The sequence below is a fragment of the Albibacillus kandeliae genome (assembly GCF_003116585.1).
Taxonomy (GTDB): domain Bacteria; phylum Pseudomonadota; class Alphaproteobacteria; order Rhodobacterales; family Rhodobacteraceae; genus Albibacillus; species Albibacillus kandeliae.
The window spans coordinates 870833-889108 of sequence record NZ_QEHM01000003.1 but is presented as its reverse complement, the minus strand read 5'-3'; the positions used below and the strand labels follow the sequence as shown (position 1 = coordinate 889108).

Annotated in this window: 20 protein-coding genes; 11 read left to right on the top strand and 9 right to left on the bottom strand. The window is 65.0% G+C overall.

Annotated elements, in window-relative coordinates:
- Positions 1-34 precede the first annotated feature (34 nt).
- From DDT93_RS10125 to DDT93_RS10110, 4 genes are all read left to right on the top strand, one after another.
- A complete protein-coding gene (locus DDT93_RS10125; RefSeq protein WP_109465817.1) occupies positions 35-601 on the top strand; it encodes a helix-turn-helix domain-containing protein in 567 nt (188 codons plus the stop codon).
- A gap of 97 nt (positions 602-698) precedes the next feature.
- Positions 699-1886, top strand: coding sequence for a glycine C-acetyltransferase (locus DDT93_RS10120; protein WP_109465665.1), 1188 nt, complete (start codon positions 699-701; stop codon positions 1884-1886).
- Positions 1887-1971: 85 nt separating this feature from the next.
- A complete protein-coding gene (gene tdh / locus DDT93_RS10115) occupies positions 1972-3009 on the top strand; it encodes an L-threonine 3-dehydrogenase (RefSeq protein ID WP_109465664.1) in 1038 nt (345 codons plus the stop codon).
- Entirely contained in the window at positions 3006-3962 is a 957-nt protein-coding gene (locus tag DDT93_RS10110) for a PLP-dependent cysteine synthase family protein (protein ID WP_109465663.1), read from the top strand. The genes tdh and DDT93_RS10110 overlap by 4 nt, the downstream gene beginning before the upstream one ends.
- Before the next feature lie 69 nt (positions 3963-4031).
- Here DDT93_RS10110 and DDT93_RS10105 read toward each other — a convergent pair whose 3' ends face one another.
- A complete protein-coding gene (locus DDT93_RS10105; protein ID WP_232825413.1) occupies positions 4032-4760 on the bottom strand; it encodes a metallophosphoesterase family protein in 729 nt (242 codons plus the stop codon).
- A gap of 455 nt (positions 4761-5215) precedes the next feature.
- Between DDT93_RS10105 and DDT93_RS10100 the strand changes: the two genes are divergently transcribed.
- The gene (locus tag DDT93_RS10100) at positions 5216-5593 is read left to right on the top strand and encodes a hypothetical protein (RefSeq protein ID WP_109465661.1); all 378 of its coding nucleotides are present in this window, start codon (positions 5216-5218) and stop codon (positions 5591-5593) included.
- Positions 5594-5615: 22 nt separating this feature from the next.
- Here DDT93_RS10100 and DDT93_RS10095 read toward each other — a convergent pair whose 3' ends face one another.
- Together DDT93_RS10095 and DDT93_RS10090 are read right to left on the bottom strand one after the other, a co-directional pair.
- Positions 5616-5963 carry an antibiotic biosynthesis monooxygenase family protein gene (locus DDT93_RS10095; RefSeq protein ID WP_109465660.1) on the bottom strand — a complete coding sequence of 116 codons (348 nt, stop codon included), beginning with the start codon at positions 5961-5963 and terminating at the stop codon, positions 5616-5618.
- Positions 5960-6292, bottom strand: coding sequence for an NIPSNAP family protein (locus tag DDT93_RS10090; RefSeq protein ID WP_109465659.1), 333 nt, complete (start codon positions 6290-6292; stop codon positions 5960-5962). Before DDT93_RS10090 ends, DDT93_RS10095 begins: the two co-directional genes overlap by 4 nt.
- Positions 6293-6576: 284 nt before the next feature.
- Here DDT93_RS10090 and DDT93_RS10085 point away from each other — a divergent pair, with 284 nt between their 5' ends.
- Both DDT93_RS10085 and DDT93_RS10080 read left to right on the top strand, forming a co-directional pair.
- Positions 6577-7482, top strand: coding sequence for a LysR family transcriptional regulator (locus DDT93_RS10085; RefSeq protein WP_109465658.1), 906 nt, complete (start codon positions 6577-6579; stop codon positions 7480-7482).
- 308 nt (positions 7483-7790) lie between these two features.
- Positions 7791-10571, top strand: a complete 2781-nt coding sequence (locus tag DDT93_RS10080) for a protein kinase family protein (protein ID WP_109465657.1) — start codon at positions 7791-7793, stop codon at positions 10569-10571.
- Positions 10572-10581: 10 nt separating this feature from the next.
- Here the strand turns inward: DDT93_RS10080 and DDT93_RS10075 are convergent, their stop codons facing one another.
- From DDT93_RS10075 to DDT93_RS10060, 4 genes are read right to left on the bottom strand one after another with little or no spacing between them, the layout of a single operon-like run.
- Positions 10582-11514, bottom strand: a complete 933-nt coding sequence (locus tag DDT93_RS10075) for an OmpA family protein (protein ID WP_109465656.1) — start codon at positions 11512-11514, stop codon at positions 10582-10584.
- Complete coding sequence (locus DDT93_RS10070; RefSeq protein ID WP_109465655.1) at positions 11511-12083, bottom strand: peroxidase-related enzyme; 573 nt, start codon at positions 12081-12083, stop codon at positions 11511-11513. The genes DDT93_RS10075 and DDT93_RS10070 overlap by 4 nt, the downstream gene beginning before the upstream one ends.
- Entirely contained in the window at positions 12080-12811 is a 732-nt protein-coding gene (locus tag DDT93_RS10065) for a GNAT family N-acetyltransferase (RefSeq protein ID WP_109465654.1), read from the bottom strand. The genes DDT93_RS10070 and DDT93_RS10065 overlap by 4 nt, the downstream gene beginning before the upstream one ends.
- On the bottom strand, positions 12808-13536 hold the full coding sequence (locus tag DDT93_RS10060) for a competence/damage-inducible protein A (protein ID WP_109465653.1): 729 nt from the start codon (positions 13534-13536) through the stop codon (positions 12808-12810). The genes DDT93_RS10065 and DDT93_RS10060 overlap by 4 nt, the downstream gene beginning before the upstream one ends.
- Positions 13537-13586: 50 nt before the next feature.
- Here DDT93_RS10060 and sfsA point away from each other — a divergent pair, with 50 nt between their 5' ends.
- Positions 13587-14291, top strand: a complete 705-nt coding sequence (sfsA, locus tag DDT93_RS10055; RefSeq protein ID WP_109465652.1) for a DNA/RNA nuclease SfsA — start codon at positions 13587-13589, stop codon at positions 14289-14291.
- Between the two features lie 63 nt (positions 14292-14354).
- A complete protein-coding gene (map, locus tag DDT93_RS10050; protein ID WP_232825412.1) occupies positions 14355-15170 on the top strand; it encodes a type I methionyl aminopeptidase in 816 nt (271 codons plus the stop codon).
- On the opposite strand, the gene rsmD is transcribed toward map, so the two are convergent.
- A complete protein-coding gene (gene rsmD / locus DDT93_RS10045) occupies positions 15171-15725 on the bottom strand; it encodes a 16S rRNA (guanine(966)-N(2))-methyltransferase RsmD (RefSeq protein WP_109465650.1) in 555 nt (184 codons plus the stop codon).
- A complete protein-coding gene (locus DDT93_RS10040; RefSeq protein ID WP_109465649.1) occupies positions 15722-16930 on the bottom strand; it encodes an NAD(P)/FAD-dependent oxidoreductase in 1209 nt (402 codons plus the stop codon). Before DDT93_RS10040 ends, rsmD begins: the two co-directional genes overlap by 4 nt.
- Before the next feature lie 90 nt (positions 16931-17020).
- Between DDT93_RS10040 and DDT93_RS10035 the strand changes: the two genes are divergently transcribed.
- Positions 17021-17509, top strand: a complete 489-nt coding sequence (locus DDT93_RS10035; RefSeq protein WP_109465648.1) for a peroxiredoxin — start codon at positions 17021-17023, stop codon at positions 17507-17509.
- 133 nt (positions 17510-17642) lie between these two features.
- Positions 17643-18200: an isopentenyl-diphosphate Delta-isomerase gene (idi, locus tag DDT93_RS10030; RefSeq protein WP_109465647.1), complete on the top strand. Its 558-nt coding sequence runs from the start codon at positions 17643-17645 to the stop codon at positions 18198-18200.
- Positions 18201-18276: the final 76 nt, after the last annotated feature.

Genomic DNA, 18276 nt, shown 5'->3' with positions numbered 1-18276 from the left:
TGACAACCTCCCCGGGGCGGCGGATGAATCCGCCATGACGGACGAAACCGACGATATCCTGAACCGCCTGCCCGCCCGGTTGAAAGAAGCCCGCCGCGCGCAGGGCCTGTCGCTCGAGGCGGTCGCGAACCTCTCGGGCGTCTCGCGCTCGATGGTAAGCCAGATCGAGCGGGGCGAGAGCAGCCCGACCATATCGACCCTGTGGAACCTGACCCGCGCCCTGCAGGTCGATTTCGCGGGCCTGCTGGACGCCGCGCCCGCCAACGACAGAATCGACGTGATCCGCGCCGCCGAGGCGCCGACCATCGACAACATGGGCGAAGGCTGCCGGATTCGCATTCTCTCGCCGCCCGAGGAAGCAGGCCACCACGAGGTCTACGAGCTGATCTTTGCCCCCGGCGGGGCCCTGCGCAGCAAGCCGCACACCCGGGGCGCGACCGAGCAGCTAACCATCATCGAGGGCAGCGTGACTGTCACCTCCGGCATGGCGGAAAAGCCTCTGAACCTGGGCGATACCGCCCGATACGCCGCCGATGTGCCGCATGCCATCGTCGCCTCCGGCGGGGCGGCCAGGGCCTTTCTTATCGTCAAGGATGCATGAGAATTCCATGTTAACGGAATTTTTCCGCTAAACAGGAAATCCCCTATTTCGGATTCGCATCCGCTATGCTAGACATGAGAGCAAAGGAGACGCGCCCATGTCCACTGCATTCCTGTCCCACATCTCTGACACGCTGGCCGAGATCGACGCCGAAGGGCTGACCAAGCGCGAGCGGCTGATCACCTCGCCCCAGGGCGGCCAGATCACCGTGGGCGACCGCAGGGTGATCAACCTCTGCGCCAACAACTACCTCGGGCTGGCCGATCACCCCGCGCTGATCGCGGCGGCCAAGGGAGCGATGGATGACCACGGGTTCGGGATGGCCTCGGTCCGGTTCATCTGTGGCACGCAGGATCTGCACCGCGAGCTGGAGACACGTCTGGCGCAGTTCCTCGGCATGGAGGACTCGATCCTCTTCGCCGCCTGTTTCGACGCCAACGGCGCCGTGTTCGAGCCGCTTCTGGGCCCCGAGGACGCGGTGATCTCGGACGCGCTGAACCATGCCTCGATCATCGACGGTATCAGGCTCTGCAAAGCCAAACGCTACCGCTATGCCAACTCCGACATGGCCGACCTCGAGGCGCAGCTGAAGGCCGCACGGGCCGATGGTGCGCGGCACATCATGGTGGCGACCGACGGGGTCTTCTCGATGGACGGCTACCTCGCCAAGCTTGGCGAGATCCGGGCGCTGGCCGACAAGTACGAGGCCATCGTCATGGTCGACGATTGCCACGCCACCGGATTCATGGGGCCGCAGGGCCGGGGCACCCCGGCGCACGCGGGCGTCAAGGTGGACGTGCTGACCGGTACGCTGGGCAAGGCACTCGGCGGCGCGATCGGCGGCTATATCGCCGGGCCGCAGCCGGTGATCGACCTGCTGCGCCAGCGCGCACGTCCCTACCTCTTTTCCAACTCGCTGCCGCCCGCCATCGTCGCCGCCGGGATTGAAGCGATCCGGCTGGTGGAAGAAGGCGATGCGCTGCGGACGCAACTGTTCGCGAACGCCGCCTACTGGCGCGCGGGCCTCGCGCGGCTCGGCTTCGACCTGCTCCCCGGCGAACATCCGATCATCCCCGTGATGCTGGGCGAGGCGAAACTCGCGCAGGAGATGGCGGCGCGGCTGTTCGAGGAAGGCGTCTACGTCTCCGGCTTCTTCTTTCCCGTGGTGCCGCGCGGACAGGCCCGCATCCGCACCCAGATGAATGCCGCGCTGACCCGCGACGAACTCGACCGGGCGCTTGACGCCTTCGAGACCGCAGGCAAGGCCACCGGCGTCATCGCCTGAGATCCGCCCCGGACCTGATCCGGGGCCTACACGACCCAGACCCAAATGGCCCCGGACCAAACCCAGGGCGTGTCGGAGAGAGACCATGACCAACCAAATGCAGGCTCTGTGCAAGGCAAAACCCGAACCCGGGCTCTGGATGATCGACGCCCCGGTGCCGGAGATCGGGCCCGATGACGTGCTGATCAAGGTGAACAAGACCGGCATCTGCGGCACCGACATCCACATCTGGAACTGGGACGACTGGGCGCAGAAAACCGTGCCGGTCCCCCTGATCACCGGCCACGAATTCGCGGGCGAGATCGTCGAGTTGGGGCGCAATGTCGAGGGACTCGAGCTTGGCCAACGCTGTTCCGGCGAGGGACACCTGATCGGCAAGACCTCGCGTCAGAGCCGCGCGGGCAAGTTCCACCTCGACCCGGCGACGCGCGGCATCGGGGTGAACGAACAGGGCGCCTTTGCCCAGTACCTGCGCCTGCCCGCCTTCAATGTGGTCCCCCTGCCCGACGATATCCCGGACGAGATCGGCGCGATCCTCGACCCGCTCGGCAACGCCGTTCATACCGCGCTCTCCTTTGACCTGATCGGGGAGGATGTGCTGATCACCGGTGCCGGGCCCATCGGCATAATGGCCGCCGCCGTCGCCCGTCACGTCGGCGCCCGCCATGTTGTGATCACCGACGTGAACCAGGCGCGCCTCGATCTCGCCGCGCGTGTCGCCGACGTGATCCCGGTGAACGTGGCAAAGCAGGATCTGGCCGAAATAGAGTCTGGTCTGAAGATGAAGGAAGGCTTCGACGTGGGTCTCGAAATGTCCGGCAGCCAGCATGCGCTCGACCAAATGGTCGAGGCGCTGGTGATGGGCGGCCGCATTGCCCTCCTTGGCATTCCGCCGGGCAAATCGCCGGTGGACTGGTCGCGTATCGTGTTCAAGGCGATCACCATCAAGGGCGTCTACGGGCGCGAGATCTTCGAGACATGGTACAAGATGATCGCCATGTTGCAGAACGGGCTGGATGTCTCGGGCGTCATCACCCATCGTTTCGCCGCGGCGGAGTTCGAACAGGGGTTCGCCGCGATGAAGTCGGGTCTGAGCGGCAAGGTGGTACTGGACTGGACATGACCGCAGCTTCGATCCTCGATATCATCGGCAAGACACCTTCCGTCTGGCTCGACCGGCTCGTCGCGGCGCATGGGCTCGACGGGCGCATCCTCGCCAAGCTCGACTACCTGAACCCCGGCTTCTCCAAGAAAGACCGCGCCGCGCTCGGCATCATCCGGGCGGCGCGGGCCGACGGCACGCTGCAGCCGGGGCAACCGGTGGTGGAACTCACCTCCGGCAACATGGGCACCGGCCTCGCCATCGTCTGCACCCAGCTTGGCCACCCCTTCATTGCGGTGATGAGCCGGGGCAACTCGCCCGAACGCGCCGCGATGATGCGCGCTCTCGGGGCGGAGGTCGTGCTGGTCGACCAGGCCCCCGGCAGCGCGGTGGGCGAGGTCTCGGGGACCGATCTCGCGCTGGTCGATGCCGAGGCGCAGCGGATCACGGCCGAGCGCGGCGCCTTCCGGGCCGACCAGTTCAACCACCCCGGCAATGCGGCGGCCCATGCCGCCACCACCGGGCCGGAACTCTGGGAGGATTCGGGCCGGTGCCTGACCGCCTTCGTCGACTTCGCCGGCTCCGGCGGCACCTACGCGGGGACGATCCGCGCACTGAAGGCGTTGAACCCGTCGCTGCGCGGTTACCTGCTCGAACCCGCGGGGGCCGCCGCGATCTCGGGCCAGACCGTCACCGATCCCGGCCACCCCATTCAGGGCGGCGGCTACGCAATGCCCGACCTCGCCCTGCTGCAAGGCGCCCCGGTGGACGGCCACCTGACGGTGACGGGCGCGCAGGCGAAGGAAACAGCGCGCGACCTCGCCCGCGTCGAAGGCATCTTCGCGGGCTTCTCGGCCGGCGCCAACGTAGCCGCGGCGCTCGACCTGCTCGCCGGTCCCGAAAGGGGCGGGACCGTCGCGGTGATCATCTGCGACAGCGGCCTCAAGTACCTGTCGACCGATCTCTGGAGCTGAGCCCTTCTTTGGGTTCGCAAGTATCCCGGGGGTGAATTGGCCCGCAGGGCCAAGAGGGGGCTGGCCCCCTTACGGCACCAGCGGCATCCGACCCTTGCCGTCGAGCAGCCAGGCGTCGGTGCCTTCGAAGACGGCCGGGTAGATCGGACGACCATAGCCCGCGCCGCCGTCGAGGTTGACGTGGTTGCCGAAATGGAACGGCATGTCGACCGGCGTATGCCCGTGCACCACCAGCCTCGGGTGTTGCCGCCGGTCGGTCAGGAACTCGTCGCGGATCCACAGCAGGTCGTCTTCCACCTGATCCGCGATCGCCACGCCCGGCCGGATCCCTGCGTGCACGAAGAGCAGGTCCCCGACCTCCAGCATCAGCGGGCGTTCGGCCAGAAAGGCGCTGTGGGCCTCGGGCACCTTCTCCAGCGCCTCCGCCAGCACTTCGGCGCCGGGGCGGCGACCGGCCTCTTCGATGCCGTAGGATTCCAGCGTCGTCAGCCCGCCGACGCGCTCATGGAACCAGCCGATCCCCGAGCGAATCTGCGGGTCGGTCAGGGTGCCGTCGCGCAGGAAGCTCTCGAACATCCGGTCGTGGTTGCCCTTGATCACTTCCCAGTTCCGGCCTGCGGCGACACCGGCGCTCAGCAGCTCGATCACCTCTTTCGAGTTCGGCCCGCGATCTTCGAGGTCGCCAAGGAAGACGATGCGCGCGTCGTCGCCCCCGTCCTGCCGGATCCACTCCAGCGCCGCCTCGAGAAAGTCCATCCGGCCGTGAATGTCGCCCATGGCATAGAGAGGAGAGGTCACATTGCCACCTGTCGAAGAATTGCCTGCGCCTGCGGTGTGTCACAGCCGGGGCGAGATTGCCACCTCGACGGGCCTCGGGCGGGCGAATGCATGGCGGGATTGCCGCAGCGGAGCAGCTTGCCGCGGTCGGCCAGGCCACACCCGGGCATCATCATGCGGGCCGGGCTCGTGAAGTCTTTCTTTTTTGGACGTCTTTTGCCATGCTTGACGTAGGGTGAGAGGCCAGATCAGAGTCTCGCGGAAACTGCTGATGCCATTTCGACCCAGCAAGGTCGCTGCCATTTTTGGGTGCGGCCAAGCCAGGGGGAGCGATTGCACAAGGGATTGCGAACACGTCTTTCGGAAAGCCGGACAACGGCCGCGCAACGGCCGGGTTCCTCATTTGTTTCTCCGAAAGTCCGCGACCGGCCCCGCATCCTGACAATGATAAATCTCGAAAACAGGGAATACGGAAAATGAGGGGATTACCCTATTACTTCATGACGCTTGCAGTCGTGTCGATCCTGATCGGTATGGGCTGGGGCATCCAGATGAGCGTGACGATGGATCACTCCATGCATCCCGCCCATGCCCACCTGAATCTGATCGGCTGGGTCGGCTTCGCGATCTTCGCCTTCTACTACCACCTCGTGCCGGCCGCCGCCGATACGGTCATCGCCAAGATCCATTTCGCCCTTGCCGTGGTCGGGCTGGTGCTGATCGTGCCGGGGATCGTCATGGCGCTGAACCAGACGGGCGAAACGCTGGCCAAGCTGGGCTCGGTGCTGACGGTCCTGTCGCTCCTGTGCTTTGGCATCGTGGTGGTCCGGGGCGGATCGGCGAGCAGCGCCTGAGCGTCCCCGGACGGCGGCAAACCTAGGCGCCGTGCTCGGCAACGCTGTCGCGCGGCGCCTCGGCCCGCTCGGTCATGCCATAGTCCCGCAGGACATGGGCCACCCGCAGCCGGTAATCGCTGAAGATGCCGGCGCGCCCCTTGGCCTGTGCCCTGCGGTGCTGTGTCAGCTGCCGCCACTGCTCCACCGCCTCCTCGTCGCGGAAGAACGAGAGCGAGAGCAGCTTCTCGGGATTGGTCAGGCTCTGGAACCGCTCGACCGAGATGAACCCGTCGATCTCGTCGACCAGCGGGCGCATAGTCGCCGCTATGTCGAGGTACTGATCCTTGCGGCCCTCTGCCGGTTCAACTTCGAAGATGATGGCGATCATGGCTGGTCTCCTCCGCTCCCATGTGGGGCCGAGGCCAGCTTCAGCCAGGTCCGGTCCTCGCGCAACAGGAACCGCTCCTTCTGCGCGAACTCGTAGTTTTCGCGCCCCAGCGGATCGGCGGTGAGGCGCGCGCGATAGGCCTCGTAGGCGGCGAGGTTTTCGACATGGTAGATGCCGTAGGCCAGCGTCGACGATCCCTCGTGCGGCGAAAAATAGCCGACGAGGTCGGCGCCGCAGCGCGGGATCGCCTGACCCCAGTTTCGCGCATATTGCTCGAACTGCGCCTTCTTGGTCGGGTCGATTTGATAACGGATGATGCAGGTCAGCATTAACGGTGCCCTCTGGTAATGTCCCGCAATCTATGCCCCTTGCGGGCGTTGTGACGCTTTGGCCGCGGCCGAAACCGAGGGAAAGATCAGGGCTGGACAGCCGTTCCAATAAGGGGAAAACTGCTCTGAAGGACGCCTAGAAACCCTTTGCCCAGCCCTGTTTCCGCGCCTTCAACGATCCCCGACAAAACCCCGATATTATCTCAAGCTTGCCCCGATCTTGCCCAGATTGGGCGAGATAACGGCGGCTGAAACATAAATAGAATGCCACCGAGGGATCGCTGATGGACCGTCTCACCGAAATGGAAGCCTTTGCCAACGTGGTGGATCAGGGCGGCTTTACCGATGCGGCCAAGAAGATGGGCATTTCCAAGTCCGCCGTGTCCAAGCACGTCTCGAGCCTCGAGGCCCGGCTGGGCGCACGTCTTCTGAACCGTACCACGCGCCGCGTGAGCCCGACCGAGATCGGCCTGGCCTACTACGACCGCGCCCGTCGCGTGCTGAACGACGCGGGCGAGGCCGATGCGCTGGTGACCTCGATGCAATCGGCCCCCTCCGGCCTGCTCCGCATCTCGGTCGCGACCGATTTCGGCGTCAATCATCTGTCGCCGGTGCTGAGCGAGTTCCTGTCGGAATTCCCCGAGATCACCGTGAACATGGTGCTGAACAACCGCTACGTCGAACTGATCTCCGAAGGCTTCGACATGGCCGTGCGGATCGGCGAACTCGAGGACAGCACGCTGCGCGCCCGCAAGCTGACCGAAACCACCAAGGCGATGATCGCTTCGCCGTCCTACTTCGAGAAGTACGGGTATCCGCAGAAGATCGACGACCTGAACGAACACAAGCTGCTGCACTATTCCAACCAGTCCTCCGGCAACGTCTGGAAGCTGACCGCGCCCTCGGGCGAAAAGCGTCAGGTTCGCACCGCCGGGTGGCTCTCTGTGAACGATGGTCAGTCGCTGCTGAACGCCGCGATTTCGGGTCTCGGCATCGCCTATCTGCCGTCCTTCCTGTTCTCGGACGCGATGGAGAAAGGCCTGGTCGAATACGCCATGCCGAGCCTGCCGGTCGAGACTCAGGGCATCTATGCGGTCTATCCCCCGGGCCGCTTTACCCAGCCCAAGGTCCGCGCCTTCATCGACTTCCTCGTCAACGCCTTTGCCGACAAGGGCCCCGACGACTGGTAACGCCTTTCATGTTGCATCCCTGGCAACACACTGCCCCGCATCCCCGGATGCGGGGCTTTTTCATGCCGCGCGTTGTGTGACCCAGTTCATTGATGCGGTGCCTCGTGCGCGGTTTGAATGCCCGCAAATCCCGGTGTCAGCGTTCGGCGTGCCCTCGACAGGCGTCGTCCGCTGCGATCGGGAACCGGTGAGTCGTTTTTTTCGATGGCCGGGAAAGAAATTATCGACAGAAGCCCGCAAGCTTGCTGTCTATAGCGCAGGATGCTGGCGGGGCAAGGCATGGAAGCACGGATGAAAGGGAGGACGGGATGGCGGATCTGACAGCGGAACAGTTGCGTTTCGTGCAGAAGCACCTTGGCTACGACACCAAGGGTTACTTTGCGAAGAAGGCGATCAAATCGCAGATCGAGGAATTCTGGCGCCGCCGCGAGAAGGCGCAGTCAGAGATCAGGGACCTGCCGCCGGACCACCCCCAACGCGCCAACCTCCAGCAGGAGATCGATGCCGCGACCGCCAAGGCGGAAGGCGGCGACCTGAAAGGCGCCTACAAGGATCTGAAGTCAACCAAGGACAATGCCCGCGCCGCCGCCAAGCAGGTCCGCGACGGGGTGAACCTAGGCGCCGTGAATGCCGATCTGAACGCGCTCGAGAACGATGTGCGCCGCATGTCTTTCGACCGCGACCGCATCAGCGCCCTTGCCGACACCCAGAGCCAGGACGTGCTCGACGCGGTTGCCCGCATGGGCGACCCGGCCAGCGGGCGCGACCGCGAGGACACCATGCGCATCGTGGCCGACAACTACCGGGATCGCGAGCAGATCATGAGCGACTGGGACGCGATGGAGGCGAACCTCAGGCAGTTGGTGCAGACCTACAAGACCCAGCTGACAACCACTCCGACGATCCTGGCCCAATTGACTGCGGTCAGCCACAGCATCGGTCTCTACAACAAGCAGAACCCCGGGAACTCGAGCGGCACGCACAACGCGCGTTACACGGGGCTCGACGCCCGGGCACGGAACTTCAAGCTGACAGGCAACGGCGCAGACCTCGAAACCGAGGTGAATCAGTTGCTGCGGACCCGCCGCGATGCGCTGCTGAACGCGCTTAAGCCGAAGGTCACCTCGCCCACACTGTCCCCTGCCGCCTTCACCGACAACGACGGCAAGGCGCTGACGGGTCAGGATGCCGAGAAGATGTCGAAGGAGATGGAAGAACGCTTCCGTCACATCGAGAAGCGCGAGAAAGAGCGGCTGGAGGCCGCCAAGCGGGCGATGCAGGAGGCCATGATCACCGACTCGGCGTTTCTTCGGCAGACCGAAGACACCTCTCCGGTCACATCGCGGCAGCAGAGGCCCTTCTATACCGACGAGATGTTCGAGGAAGCGGAGATCGACGTTACCGATACCCGCAAGCGACCCGACGAGATTGCTGCCTCGGCGGCCCAGGCGCTCGACCAGGCGATCGACAGGCTGATGGCGCAGGCGGGCGGCTTCGTGCCCGACGAAGTCTTTGACCTCACGACTCGCAGCCCCCACGACTGGTACCGCGAGGCTGCGAAGGCCGCGGGCATCGTGTTCGATCCGGCCCATCCGGAAACCATCGACCCGACGGTCTGGGCCAAGATCAAGGCCGCAGGCGACGCGATGCGCAACACGGCCATCGACAAGTATCCGGACAAGGCCAAGTGCGACGACAAGGGCAAGCTGACCGAGGCGACTGTCGGCGGCGTGACCTATTCCGAGATCAAGATGCTCGGGAGCGGCGGCGGCGGCGTGGTCTACAAGGCGACTGACCCAGTGACCGGGCACCAGATCGTCCTGAAGACCCCCAAGGGCTACCATGCCGGCGAGCCGTCATCGGAGGACACCATCGAAACGATGCGGTCCGAGGCTGCAAACCACCGCGCCGTGAGCGGAGGTGAATCCGATCCCTGCCACCAGAACATCCTCGACATGAAAGGGATCGTCCTCGCACCCAACGGCGATCCGCTGATCGCCATGGATCTGGCCGACGCGGGGGATGCCAACGACTACACCGAGGCGATGGGAGCGTGCGAGCATTCGGGCATGATCTCGGAACCGGCGCGGCAGGCAATGATGGCAGCGCAGATGCGCGACATCATGAAGGGCATGAAGGCGATGCAGGCGCAGGGCATGACCCATTTCGACCTGAAGGAACTGAATATCTTCCTGACCTCGGACGGCACCTTCAAGGTTGCCGACTTCGGGCTGGCGCAACATGTCGATGGGCATGACGGCAAGGCCAAGCGGATTGATGAGTATACGCCGGGCTACGAATCTCCGGAGCAGAACGGCGAAGGCAGCCTGTCGCAGAAGTCCGACAACTTCACGCTGGGCGAGATCCTCGAACGCATCACCGATCCCAAACGGCAGCGCGGCAAGTTCAAGGAATCTTTCAGCTCCCAGAACCCCACTTCGGACCGCAGGCGAGACCAGGATGGCAAGGTCGGCACCGCCTCCGCGCTCGACCGTGTCATCAACAGCCTCAAGGACCCCGACCCCGACAAACGACCCACGATCGACTCGGTCCTGCTGAGCAGCTACTTTTCCGAGCTCGACGCGAGCCACACGCCCGAGGATGTCGACAGGCTGAAGAAGGCATCCGCCGAGTACGCCAAGAGCATCGGCCGGGAGACCGCCGACCTCAACCGGGAGATCACCTATCTCGAGGGCGAGATCCAGCAGCTGGAGATGGGAAAGACCGACGCTCTGGCCCGCGATCAGATCGAACTGGCGCAACGGTTCATCGCCGAGCAGGAGGCCCGTATCCGGCGGCTGACGCGCGAGCTTGCGCTGGAATGGGAGAAGAAGCCCCGGGAGGCGATCGAACGCAGCATCAGCAACTCCGAAAGCTCGATCGAAGGCGCCAACCGGCGAATTGCGACGGCCCAGGCCAAGCTGGGGCAGACCAAGTCGGCACTGGAGATCGAGGACATCGATAAGAAGATCGCGGACAAGCGCAAGCAGATCCAGGACTTCACCAAGAAGATTGGCGAGATCCACGCCAAGCCCGAATATGCCGCTGTCGTGCAGGAACTGAACGAGGCCAACAAGGCATTCGCCTGACCTGCAGGGACTACTGTTCGCGCAGTATGACCGCCTCGACCCGCCGATTCTCCTCGCGCCCTTCGGGCGTGAGGTTCGAGGCGGCGGGCGAGAGATAGGCAACGCCCTCGGCCTCCATCCGGTCCGGGGCGATGCCGTAGCTGTCGATCATCCGGCTGCGCACGGATTCGGCACGCCGCTTTGACAGGGACAGGTTTTCGTCCAGCGACCCGATGGAATCGGTATGCCCGACGAGGGCGATCACCATGCCCGGGTGATCTTCGAGGAAGACGGCAAGCTGGGCCAGCGAATCGTAGTCGCCCGGATCGAGCGCATCGGCCCCGGTATCGAAGACGAGGCCACCCAGTACTGCGTGGCCTTGCTGCAGCATCCGGTCCGAGAAGCCAGCCTCAAGGTCGGGGGCGGGCGCCGTTTCGGTCCCCGTCTCGGGCAGTGCCGCAGGCGGCGCGCTGGTGCCATCGCGATTGACATAGATGATCTGGACGAACCCGGCGCTCCGGCTCCGGCTGACCAGCAGGCTGGCTGCGGTGTCCTTGTCCTTGACCGCCGAAACAAAACGATAGTTGCGGATATCGACATACATGTCCGGCGCCGGCACCACCTCGGTCCCGAACCGGAAGTCGAAGCCGCCGCATTCGTTGTCCTTGCAGTCGAACGTCAGGGAGTAACCGGCCTCTTCCAGCTGGCTGCGCAAAGGGGCTAGGATCTGCAGCGTGGTCAGCCCCGGCCCGTCGATGCGCCAGGTCTGCCGCTCGATCCGGCCCTCAAGCCTCTGTGCCGGGATGCTGCCATCCCGGAACGGGCCGGTCGGCAGAGCGTAGCTGCCAAGCGGGCTGTCACGTTCCGAAAGCTGCCGCGCAGCGCCCCCCAGCCTGAGCTCGAAGGCCGTTGCGGGCGTCACGGCGAAAAGTAACGCCGCAAGCGCGGCAGCAAGCCGGATCATCTGAACTGCGAGTGATACTCGTCGTTGGGGGTCATCGCCGTGGCGCTGGCGACCCTGTTCGACATGTTGAAGAAACCCGCGACGTTGGCGATGTCCCAGATATCGCGGTCGTTGAAGCCGACCTCGCGCAGCGACTGACGGTCCTTCTCCTCGATCCGGTGGCTTTCGATCGTCATCTTCTCGGCAAAGTTCAGCATGGCGCGCTGGCGCGCATCCAGCGGCGCGACACGGTAGTTCATCACCAGCATCTCGCCGAGCTTCGGGTCGCCCGACAGCTGGCGCACTGCAGCACCATGTGCCACGAGACAATAGAAGCACTTGTTGATCGACGAGACGACAACCGCGATCATCTCGCGCTCCAGCTTGGACAGGCCGCTGTCGGCCAGCATCAGGTCGTTGTACATCCCGGTAAAGGCATTCAGCTTGGCAATGTCGAAGGCGTTGGCCTTCAGCACGTTCGGCACCATCCCGAGCTTTTCAACGCAGATATCGAAGTACTTCTGCGTCGCTTCGGGCAGCGGGTCCACCATCGGGAGGTTCAGGGCGGTGGGCATGGTCTGGTCGGTCACGTGCGGCTCTCCTCTTGCGGCATGTGTCGGTAATGATAGTGCCCGACCTTCGACATTCCCATGCCTGAGTAGAGCGCGTTCGCGGGTGTGTTGGCCACGGTGCAGACGACGGACAGCGTATGCGCCCCGTTGTCCCGCCCCCAGAACGCGGCTGCGCGCAGGAACCACTGGGCCATGCCCTTGCGCCGCTGGAACGGAACCACCTCGACCGCGTGCACCATCGCCACACCGTCATGGATCGCGGCAAAGGCAACCCCGGCAGGCTTGTCATGCAGGCGGCCCAGCAGGCCCGTCTTGGGGCCCTCCGCCCGCTTCATCACCTCGATCCGTTCGGGCCCGATGCCACCGGCGGCCCACATCTCGCGCATGATCGCCAGCGGCTCCCAGACGGTCAGGACGGTGACACGAGGGATCTGCACGTTGCAGAGCGTATCGACGGGGCAGGAATAGATGTTCACCGGATCCAGAACCGCGTAGCCCCGCGCCTCCAGCACGGTATCGAGCGCATCGTCTCCCGGGCGGATCTGGAAGATGCGGCGCTGTCCCATCGCGTCCATCGCCTGTTCCGCCGCGTCCAGGTCAGCCTCGGTGAAGGCGCCCTCAATGGTGGTCGCCGACACCCGGCTGCCACCGCCCCGTCCCTCGCGCAGGGTCGCGGGCCCAAGCCTGCGATAGCTGGCGGCGGGCCATGTTCCGTCCACCACCGCGAACCAGTCGGGTGCAGTCATGCCAGCGCCTCCAGCCCCGAGCGCAACCCGGCCATCGCCTCGGCCACGCGCGGGCCGTCGGCCCCGCGGATCACGACGTTTGCCCCAAAACGCCCGTCCTTCTGGAAGGGGTAACAGCCGATGGAAAGATCGTCATAGGCCTTGGCCAGCGCGGTCAGCACGTCGGCGATTTCGCCCTCACCCCGGTCCACCCTCAGCGTCTCGCTGATCAGCGGGGCACCCCCCGTCAGCAGCGGAAGGATGCTCTCGACCATGGCGACGAAAACGGCGGGCACCCCGGCCATGACGTGCACGTTGCCGAGGGTGAAGCCCGGAGCGGTGGAAACCGGGTTGTCGATCAGCGTCGCGCCATCGGGAATGCGGGCCATGCGCAGGCGGGCGACGTTCAGTTCCGCCCCGGTGCGCTGATAGTGCGCCTCGAGCAGGGCGCGCGCGTCGGCGCGCACGTCGATATGGGCATCAAAAGCCGCCGCGATGGCATCGGCGGTGATGTCGTCGTGGGTCGGCCCGATGCCGCCGCTGGTAAACACGTTGTCATAAGCCGCGGACAGGGCCCGCACCGCCGAGACGATGGCCTCGTGGTCGTCGCTGACCACCCGGACTTCCTTGAGGTCGATGCCGCGTTTCGCCAGTTCCCCCGCAAGGTGGTACATGTTGGCGTCGCGGGTCCGGCCCGAGAGGATCTCGTCGCCGATCACCAGCATCGCTGCGGTTGGATTTGCCATCTCACTGCTCTCCCTTGATCGGCATCAATGGCCGGTATAGGCCCCGCGCCATGCGCTTTCAAACCCCTCTTGTGCCCGCCACCCTGATCCGCCGCTACAAGCGTTTCCTGGCCGACTGCCGTCTGGAGGACGGGACCGAGATCACCGCCCACTGCGCCAACCCGGGCTCGATGATTGGGCTGGCCGAGCACGGCATGCGGATCTGGCTCGAACCCAACGACGATCCCAGGAAAAAGCTGAAGTTCGGCTGGCGCCTCGTGGATCACGGCGATGGCCATTTCACCGGGGTCGATACCTCGGTTCCGAACCGTGCCCTGCGCGCCTCGCTCGAGGCCGGGGAAGTGCCCGAACTGGCCACCTATGGCACTGTCCGGCCCGAGGTGAAGTACGGGCAGAACAGCCGCATCGACTTTCTCCTCAGCCAGACGGGACTGCCCGACGCCTATGTCGAGGTGAAGAGCGTGACCCTGTCGCGCCAGCCGGGGCTGGCCGAGTTTCCCGACAGCGTGACCGCGCGCGGGGCCAAGCACCTTGCCGAACTGACCGAGATGGTGCGCCTAGGTCACCGGGCCTTCATGTTCTTTCTGGTACAGCGGACGGACTGTACCCGCTTCGATCTCGCCCGAGATATCGACCCCGGTTATGCGGCGGCATTCGAAATTGCCAGACAACAGGGAGTTGAATTTCTGTGTTATGATACCACAATAGGGACAGATGGGGTCGAACTGGGCCGACCCGTTGCGCCAGTGACCTGATGTCCTCTGGCCCTTTTTGCATTCTGCGACTAAGTAGCCGGAAGTATGACGATGGAGCATTTCTTGAATAACGACAGTCGTGGTCGGACGACCAAGGACGGCATTCGTATCTACGACCGGGCGGACTTTGCCGGTATGCACGCGGCCGGAAAGGTCGCGGCACAAATTCTCGACGACATTTCCGCGCATATCTTTCCGGGCCAGACGACCGCCGAAATCGACCGGTTGATCACCGAGATGGTGGACGCCGCAGGCGCCACCTCGGCGACGATCGGATACAAGGGCTATCAGCACGCCAGCTGTATCTCGGTGAACCACGTGGTTTGCCACGGGATTCCGGGCGCCAAGATGTTGAAAGACGGCGATATTCTCAACATCGACGTCACCGTGATCGTGGACGGATGGTTTGGCGACACCAGCCGCATGTACGTGGCGGGCAAGCTGCCCCGCAAGGCCGAGCGCCTGATCGAGGTCACCCACGAAGCGCTGCTTCGCGGGATCGAGATGGTCAAGCCGGGCAACACCTTCGGTGACATCGGGCACGCCATCCAGACCTTCGTGGAAGCCAACCGCATGAGCGTCGTCCGCGACTTCTGCGGTCACGGCGTAGGCCGGGTGTTCCATGCGCCGCCGAACGTGCTGCACTACGGCCGCCCCGGCTCGGGTGCGACTCTCGAGGAAGGCATGATCTTTACCATCGAGCCGATGGTGAACCTGGGCCGCCCCGAAACCAAGACACTGGCCGACGAATGGACCGCCGTGACCCGCGACAAGTCGCTTTCGGCCCAGTTCGAGCATTCGGTGGGTGTGACCGACACGGGCTGCGAGATTTTCACGCTGTCCCCGGGCAACAAGTTCCACCCGACCTACGAGTCCTGATCAGCCCTCGCGCCACAACAGAGTGACATGCGTGTCGCCGTACTTGCGGGTATCGTGCAGGTCGTAGCCCTCGGGCGCGGCCTGTGGCGCGCTCTCTTCCCAGACCACCAAGGCCCCGGGCGCGATCCAGCTGCCCGCGGCTGCGGCGGTCAGGGCGGCCTCGCCCATGCCGAGCCCGTAGGGCGGATCGAGGAAGACAAGGTCATGCTGCCCCGCGGTGCTTTCGGCAAGGCGGGTGGCGTCCATGCGCAGCAGCCGGGTCTGCGCCCCGACACCGAGCAGCGAGATGTTCTTGGCGACGAGGCCGCCCCCGACGCGACCGTTCTCGACGAAGGTCACGCTCTCGGCGCCGCGTGACAGCGCTTCCAGCCCCAGCGCACCGGTCCCGGCGAACAGGTCGAGGACACGGGCGCCCTCGATCACGCCAAGCGAGTTCAGCGCGCTGAACAGGCTCTCGCGGACGCGATCGGCGGTCGGGCGCAGGTGTGCGCCCGCATCACCCTTGCCGACCGGCGTCAGCGGTCGCCCGCGAAACTGACCGGCAATGATCCTCACGCTTTCAGCAGCGACTTGAGATCGGTCGCGGGGTCGGCGATGGCTGCTGCGTCAGGCGACTTGCCCGCGTCGATCAGGCGCTTCCCCACCATGTAGCCGCGCGGATCGTTCATCGCATCGACAGCCAGCAGCGTATCGCCCTTGTAGTACCAGTAGGACACCGCCTCGCCCTCGCCCGAGCGGACGATGATCCGGTCATAGCCGGTATTCAGACCCGCGATCTGCAGCTTGATATGGTACTGGTCGGACCAGAACCACGGCTGCGGCACGTAGTCCTTCGCGGCGCCCATGATGTTGTCGGCCACGCACTCGGCCTGGTCGATGGCGTTGGGCACGCTCTCCAGCCGGATGCGCTCGCCCCGATAGGGGAAGGACGCACAGTCGCCCGCCGCCCAGATATGCGGGTCCGAGGTACGGCCCTGCGCATCGGTGCGAATCCCGTTTTCGAGGGTGACGCCCGCCATCTCGGCCAGCTTGGTCGCGGGCTGGATGCCGACACCGACAACCACGAAATCGACGTCCAGCTCGGTCCCGTCGCTGAGGATGGCGCCGGTCACCTTGCCGTCACCCACCAGCCGGTCGAGCCCTACGCCCTCGCGGACCTCGACCCCGAACTTGCCGTGCAGGTCGCGGAAATAGGACGAGGTCTCGGGCGCGGCGACTCGCTGGAGGATGCGCTCGGCCATCTCGACCAGCACCACCTTGACCCCGCGCTTGGCTGCGACCGCTGCCGCCTCCAGCCCGATGTAGCCACCGCCGACGATCAGCGCCCGCGCGCCCTCGGTCACGCCCGGGGCCATCGCATCGACATCGGCCAGCGTCCGCACCACGTGGACGCCATCCAGATCTCCGCCGATGGTCGCGGGCAGGCGGCGCGGTTCGGATCCGGTGGTGAGAACCAGTTCGTCGTAGGGAAATACCTCGTCCCCCGCGATAACCTTGCGCGCTGCCGCGTCGATCTCGGTGACCGGTTTGCCGAGGTGCAGGTGGATGCTCTGCTCGGCATAGAAGCTCTCGGGGCGCAGGTAGAGGCGCTCCAGCGCCATGTCGCCCAGCAGGTAAGCCTTGGACAGCGGCGGTCTCTGGTAGGGCGGCACCGGCTCGGCGCCGATCAGCGTGACATCCCCCTCGAAACCGTTCTTGCGCAGCCGCGCCACGAGAGAAGAGCCCGCCTGGCCCGCCCCCACAACGACAATTCTTTTCATTGCGTCCACTTCCTGATTTCTTTCGCCTTCCTGTCCCGCTCAGCTATATGCGCAGGAAAGCGAAATGCCAAACTCTACGGGAGACCATGAATGACCATCACAGTCGGAGACACTCTGCCGGACGCCACGCTCGTCCAACTCGGCGGATCCGGGCCCGAGCCGGTCGCCATCGCTGACAAGGTCAAGGGCCGCAAGGTCGTGATCTTCGCAGTTCCGGGCGCCTTTACCCCGACCTGCCACTCGGCCCACGTCCCGAGCTTTATCCGCACCAAGGCCCAGTTCGACGGCAAGGGCGTGGACGAGATCATCTGCGTTTCGGTGAACGACCCCTTCGTGATGAAGGCGTGGGGCGAGGCGACCGGCGCCACCGAGGCCGGGCTCACCATGCTCTCGGACGCCGGCAGCGAATTCACCAAGGCCATCGGCATGGACTTTGACGCGCCGCCTGCCGGGCTGATCGCGCGCTCCAAGCGCTACGCGATGCTGGTCGAGGATGGCGTGGTTAAGGTTCTGAACGCCGAAGCCTCGCCCGGGCAGTGCGAAATCTCGGCCGGCGAAGGCCTGCTCGAGTCGATGTAAGACCGCGAAGGTTCGCGCACGGATGGCGCGAACCTTCCTTTCGGCTTTCCCGGCGGCACGATCCGCGATAGGTTGACGCCCCATCGCTCACCCGTCCGAGACCCGAATGAACAGCCCCCGATCAGATGGCACGATGATCCCCGCTTGGGTCGATGGCCGCCTGCAGCCAGCCGACAAGCTGGAGGTGCATCGCCTCGGCCTGCGGCACCGCGCGGTCTCGGTGTTCCTGATCGAAGGGGAGAGCATCCTGATGCAGCGCCGGGCGCTGGAGAAGTATCACACCCCCGGACTCTGGGCGAACACCTGCTGCACCCACCCGCATTGGGGCGAAGAGACAGCGGATTGCGCCGTTCGGCGACTGGAGCAGGAACTGGGCATCACCGGCATCGTTCCCGAGTTTCGCGAGACGCTGGAATACCGCGCCGAGGTGGGCAACGGCATGGTCGAGCACGAGCTCGTCGACGTGTTCGTCGCCTTCGTCCCTTCGCGGCCTGCCGTGTCGCCCGACCCCGCCGAAGTGATGGAAACGCGCTGGAGGCCCTATGACCGGCTGCGCGAGGACATCGCGTTGCACCCGGAAAACTACGCGCCGTGGATCAAGATCTACCTGCGCGAGCATGCCGAACGTATCCTTGGCCCCAGCTTCGCCGGGGCGCAAAACAGCTATCGCTCCCGCGCGGCCGGCTGCTAGGCTCTCACCGGACAGTCAGATTCCGGGCGCATCGCGTTCCGACGGGCCAGAGCCCGTTTCAAGCTCTTGTAATCGC